Genomic DNA, 4,349 nt, shown 5'->3' on the forward strand with positions numbered 1-4,349 from the left:
GTTGCATTACGCAGCGAGGGACAAATCTGGTTTTCTGAAGCATCCAGCAGAGAATAGATGCTTTAGAAAACCATCCCCGAGGGGATGGTTTGTTTATTTTTGCAGCGGGTAGTGCAATTTTTTAGAGTCTACGCGCCTGCTCGATGAGTTCCATCAAGCAGTTGTGAGAGTCCGAGTGACCTTCGTCCGGATCCTCGCATTCTTGATATGGGTTGCCATCGTCTTTGTCATAGCCCCACAGATTGAGAGCAGCAACGTGCTGGACGAACCCAGCGAGCTTTTCTGCGTACTCCATGGATTGAGACAACGCCTGCTGTGTCGCAGCCAGGGCATTTGCCTTTTGCGACAGCTTTGCGACCTGGAGTTGATCAAGCAGAGCGATCAGACATGACCGCTTGACGATCGTATAGTCACCTCCACAGCCATCACTGGACTCACTGTCACGAACATCGTTCGCGAGGTGCTCAACGTCGTGTTCTTCCTCCAGTTCGGAGGCGGGAACTTCCGCAGTGGAACCGTGACGATTCTTGATGAGTACCATCGTGCCTGGATACTCGATGTCTCCGCTATCGGAATCGACAACGGAGACCTGGTAGTGCCCGGAGGCCATATCCTCATCGGGATCATTCCACCAGACGGTATCGCCAGGTTTGGGAGATTTCAGTATATTGGTTATTTTACCTTGCGGATACATGTCCATGGCTTGTTCCCTGGCATGCTCCGCATCCTCGGCTTGGCAGATGAAATATACGCAAGTTCTTGCATTCTCATCTTCAAGCAGCGTAACCATATGAGTTCTGAGATTGTCGTTCATGATGACTCCTAAAAAAATGCGGGGTCATCTCACGGGGAGATTTCCCCGCGTGGGTTGAATTACTTTTGGAAGAATCCTACGGTATAGCAACGAATCTGCCATGCGAACGCATGAAATCCCCGATTGCTGATGCCGTAGTACTCAGATGCCTCCATGTCGCATGCAATTGCGTGCATGCCTCTTCGGTGCCTGATTGAAATTTTCGACATGATGCTCCACTTCAAATTCGCCTAATCAAAGACAATGCTTTCCGTGACAACGAACCAACTACCGTAGTACTTGGCTATCTCGCTGTTGGCAATAATCCCCAAGACGTGCTTGAGACGCTCGGTGTAGGGCAGGTTGTCCGGGCGGTTAAACCGGATTTGCCCCCCTTGTCGCGCCTCGCTTCGGATAGGTTTCAGGCGCATGTAGGCCAGTACCTCCCCGGTCTTATCCTTGATGGTTGAGCCATCAACGATGTAGTCGAGCTTTTTGATTTCCGATTCCGCCTTTTCGACCGTGAGCTGCTTGATGCCATTGGCGCTCACAAGATAGATTTCTCTTGTCTTGTAACCGCTATGCACCGTGGCCAGTGCCCAGTCGTTCTGCTTGGGATGAATCCCGATCTCGGTGAGATGGGTTCCATTGGGCGTGATCACCCAAAGGAATTTCCCTTCAGGTGTCCACCCGGATTGCAGGGCGTGGTTGTCGTACAGGTAGAAGTCTTGCTCGTAGGCCTGCAGTAGGCCACGTTGCTTCGCCGCTTCTGCGACGATCTTCATCTGCGCATAAATTTCTTCGTACTTCATGGTGACTCCATAAAAAAATGGGGATCACCATGCCCCACTGGGGATAGGTGGCCCCGTGGGTTGTGTGTCGCTTTCGCGTCTATTGCTGATTCATCTTGCGATAGGCCAGCGGCCTTTCAATCCTCAGCAGTACGCTGGAGGGGTAGAACTTGTTCTCCCAAACGTCCTTGGGGGCGTTTGGGGCAATGAGCTCTGTGCCGATTCTACGGCGTCTCAGCCAAGTTGTGGAGACCAGACCTGAGGGCGGCAATCGCCCCCAGGTTGGTGTTAGTACATCGCTATTGTTGGAGTTGCCTCTGCGCGGTATGCATCATCGAATGCCTTGCGAGCAGCAGGGCGATCGTCAGGTGCTTCCAGGGCGATGGCTCGCTTTGCCCAGTCCGAATGGAACGCTGAGCAGGCAGCGTCCCGTCGCTTCGAGGCACGCCCTGCCATGGTTCCGGCATGGGCATAAGCTTCGATAGCGTTCAGTTGTACAGGCGATTTCGTTTCCATTTTGTGTCCTCTTTCTTTAATGGACGGGCACCGGCCCAGAGGGCAACAGGTGCCCGTCAGGGTGGTGAAATTTTGCTTAGCCGCGTCAGACGCTCAGGCAACCTAATGCGGGTATGACTTGATCGGCGTGGAAGGCTATGACCACGTTGCCACCTTTCAGAAAACCTGCTGACCACGGATAGACCATGACGATGCCATCATGACCTCGGAGCCGCAGGGCTTGCATCAACTCGCTTCCGTAAGCTTCCAGGCCGTGCTTGTCTATGCGGTCGATGACAATCTGAGCTGCTTCAGATCCTAGAACCTGTTCCAGCAGTTCACCATTGACAGCTGCGTCCAATGATTCATCCGATGGGTGGAAAACCCATGGATTCGTGATGTTGGCGTACACGGGAATCGTGAACTTGCCATACTCATTGCATGCACCTTCAGAAAGGTCGCTGAGATAGATTCCTGGCCCTTGTGCCCCAGCCTTGCCTGGCGATAGGCCGCCTGAGGCAATTTCTGGATGACGAGTGCCATGGAATAGCTTTTTCAGCTTGCCATTTCCATCCAAAATTCTACTTTTTGGAAAAAAGGTTCGCTCTATCATGCAAACTCAATCGCAATCTTGCCGTAGCCATGATGCTTGGCCTTGCCCACGATGATTGTCACATCGTGGCCGAGCCTTGCCACCAGTTCTAGCATTTTTGCTTCACTCACGCCACGGAACTGACCACGAGTGATCTTTGAGATTTTTGACTGATCAATCCCTAGCAGATCGGCTGCGGCTTCTTGGGTGAGGTGCCGAGCCTTGATTGCCCGTGCAATTTCTGCCGCCAGAGATGCCTTGCGCTGCATTTCTGCGGCGTCTGAATAACCAAGGTCGGCATACACATTGGTAGAGCCAACTTCAATTGCGATTGTCATTTTTTTTGACTCCTTTCGTCTGTTGAAACCAAGCAGCATGATCTTCCTCAGCGTCTTTCAACCTTGATTTGATCAGGTCAATGTCTGGTTTTGGTGTTTCGATGCCATTTGTCGATTTCTTCTGGAAACAGTGCAAGACGTAGATCCAGTGGGCAAGTCGAACCGTGTAAACGGCTCGATAGGTTCCACCCTCGTCGCTTTCAATCACCTCCAGAACGCCCGCTGATCCAAACCCCTTCAGAGGCTTAGCGGCGTCATGTTTTTGCCCATCCTGCGCGAGTCCCAAAGCGAACCCAAAAACGTCTTGAACGTCATCCGGCATCTCTTTGAGATCCTCTTTTGAGGAGCCAACCCACTTGATGGGTTTGCGTGCAGGGTGCCTCATGATGGATTATGTCTAAATTGGCATACGGCGTCAATCGTGCTTTCGATTTCACGCTGTAACTTAGCCCCAGCATTGAGTGCTGCGGTCACTTCCTTGAGCCCTTCTATTTGAGCGCGAAAGGCAGGATCTTCGGATGCCGAAGGGCCACCGAGGGGTTCATTATGTAATGTCATTTCCGTTTCCAAATAAAACGGACACCGGCCCCAGAGGGCAACAGGTGCCCGTCAGGGTGGTAAAGAAAGCCATCGGAAGATGGCGTGGATTTTCAGGTGCGGGTCAGGCTACCTGACGCTCGCGTTCATGAACAATGGCGCTGCCGTGTGCTTGCCGCACATCTGCCGCTTCAAGTGTTTTCACGCCGATGGTGTGTCCGTCCATGGTCAGAAACTCAACCTCGTAGGCCACTCCTTGTCCGTGAATATGAATCACGATTCCGATATCGCCTGGCTCCAGACCGAGGTCTGGCAATGGCTTCTTGAGCACGACCTGTGTGTGTTCTTTGAGCATTCTTACCTCCTAGCCTGGGTAGGCAGTTATCAATCGCACACCAACGGAACCGCTGTCTTGCTGCCATACAGCAGAGACTACTGGCGGTGGTATGCGGCCACTTGGGGTTCTCAAAGGCCCCGTCACAATGTACTTGGTTCCGAAGGCGGTCGCAACGACACTGACCACTGGGCAATTCTGGGCGTGCTCCAGCAGGCAGTCACGCAAAGTTTCCCAATTTTCCTGGACAAATCCATACCGACTGAAATGACCGAACTTCCCCCGGCTATTCACAGGGTGAAGTAGATATCCAACCAATTTGGCGTTGTCGATCCGCCGCTCTGTGGGGAGTGGCGGTGGTGTCATTTGTGTGCAACCTTTCGGTCACGATCAATGTAATTTGAAATTCGCCGTTCTCCTAAGAAAGAGACGGACACCGGCCCAGCGGGCAACAGGTGCCCGTCAGGGT

At 52.6% G+C, this 4,349-nt stretch carries 8 protein-coding genes; all 8 read right to left on the minus strand.

The genetic code is table 11. The features are described from left to right. Positions 1–121: 121 nt before the first annotated feature. Complete coding sequence (locus OX89_RS02540) at positions 122–814, minus strand: hypothetical protein (RefSeq protein ID WP_157497270.1); 693 nt, start codon at positions 812–814, stop codon at positions 122–124. 230 nt (positions 815–1,044) lie between these two features. Continuing rightward, on the minus strand, positions 1,045–1,605 hold the full coding sequence (locus OX89_RS02545; RefSeq protein ID WP_047349442.1) for a hypothetical protein: 561 nt from the start codon (positions 1,603–1,605) through the stop codon (positions 1,045–1,047). 267 nt (positions 1,606–1,872) lie between these two features. Beyond that, positions 1,873–2,100 carry a hypothetical protein gene (locus tag OX89_RS18380; RefSeq protein WP_157497272.1) on the minus strand — a complete coding sequence of 76 codons (228 nt, stop codon included), beginning with the start codon at positions 2,098–2,100 and terminating at the stop codon, positions 1,873–1,875. 85 nt (positions 2,101–2,185) lie between these two features. Then, positions 2,186–2,692 carry a hypothetical protein gene (locus tag OX89_RS18385; protein ID WP_157497274.1) on the minus strand — a complete coding sequence of 169 codons (507 nt, stop codon included), beginning with the start codon at positions 2,690–2,692 and terminating at the stop codon, positions 2,186–2,188. Next, on the minus strand, positions 2,689–3,009 hold the full coding sequence (locus OX89_RS02555) for a helix-turn-helix domain-containing protein (RefSeq protein ID WP_047349444.1): 321 nt from the start codon (positions 3,007–3,009) through the stop codon (positions 2,689–2,691). The genes OX89_RS18385 and OX89_RS02555 overlap by 4 nt, the downstream gene beginning before the upstream one ends. Beyond that, the gene (locus OX89_RS17905; RefSeq protein WP_084001970.1) at positions 2,993–3,394 is read right to left on the minus strand and encodes a type II toxin-antitoxin system RelE/ParE family toxin; all 402 of its coding nucleotides are present in this window, start codon (positions 3,392–3,394) and stop codon (positions 2,993–2,995) included. The genes OX89_RS02555 and OX89_RS17905 overlap by 17 nt, the downstream gene beginning before the upstream one ends. 276 nt (positions 3,395–3,670) lie before the next feature. Continuing rightward, complete coding sequence (locus tag OX89_RS17910; RefSeq protein WP_084001971.1) at positions 3,671–3,901, minus strand: DUF4926 domain-containing protein; 231 nt, start codon at positions 3,899–3,901, stop codon at positions 3,671–3,673. A gap of 9 nt (positions 3,902–3,910) precedes the next feature. Further along, complete coding sequence (locus tag OX89_RS19330; protein WP_369799232.1) at positions 3,911–4,246, minus strand: DUF6883 domain-containing protein; 336 nt, start codon at positions 4,244–4,246, stop codon at positions 3,911–3,913. Positions 4,247–4,349: the final 103 nt, after the last annotated feature.

It is taken from the genome of Diaphorobacter sp. J5-51 (assembly GCF_001023515.1).
Lineage (GTDB): Bacteria > Pseudomonadota > Gammaproteobacteria > Burkholderiales > Burkholderiaceae_C > Diaphorobacter > Diaphorobacter nitroreducens.

Bases quoted from the DNA above. Each gene is read 5' to 3' on its own strand.
- OX89_RS02540 (WP_157497270.1), bottom strand. From the start codon at position 814: ATGAACGACAATCTCAGAACTCATATGGTTACGCTGCTTGAAGATGAG.
- OX89_RS02545 (WP_047349442.1), bottom strand. From the start codon at position 1,605: ATGAAGTACGAAGAAATTTATGCGCAGATGAAGATCGTCGCAGAAGCG.
- OX89_RS18380 (WP_157497272.1), bottom strand. From the start codon at position 2,100: ATGGAAACGAAATCGCCTGTACAACTGAACGCTATCGAAGCTTATGCC.
- OX89_RS18385 (WP_157497274.1), bottom strand. From the start codon at position 2,692: ATGATAGAGCGAACCTTTTTTCCAAAAAGTAGAATTTTGGATGGAAAT.
- OX89_RS02555 (WP_047349444.1), bottom strand. From the start codon at position 3,009: ATGACAATCGCAATTGAAGTTGGCTCTACCAATGTGTATGCCGACCTT.
- OX89_RS17905 (WP_084001970.1), bottom strand. From the start codon at position 3,394: ATGAGGCACCCTGCACGCAAACCCATCAAGTGGGTTGGCTCCTCAAAA.
- OX89_RS17910 (WP_084001971.1), bottom strand. From the start codon at position 3,901: ATGCTCAAAGAACACACACAGGTCGTGCTCAAGAAGCCATTGCCAGAC.
- OX89_RS19330 (WP_369799232.1), bottom strand. From the start codon at position 4,246: ATGACACCACCGCCACTCCCCACAGAGCGGCGGATCGACAACGCCAAA.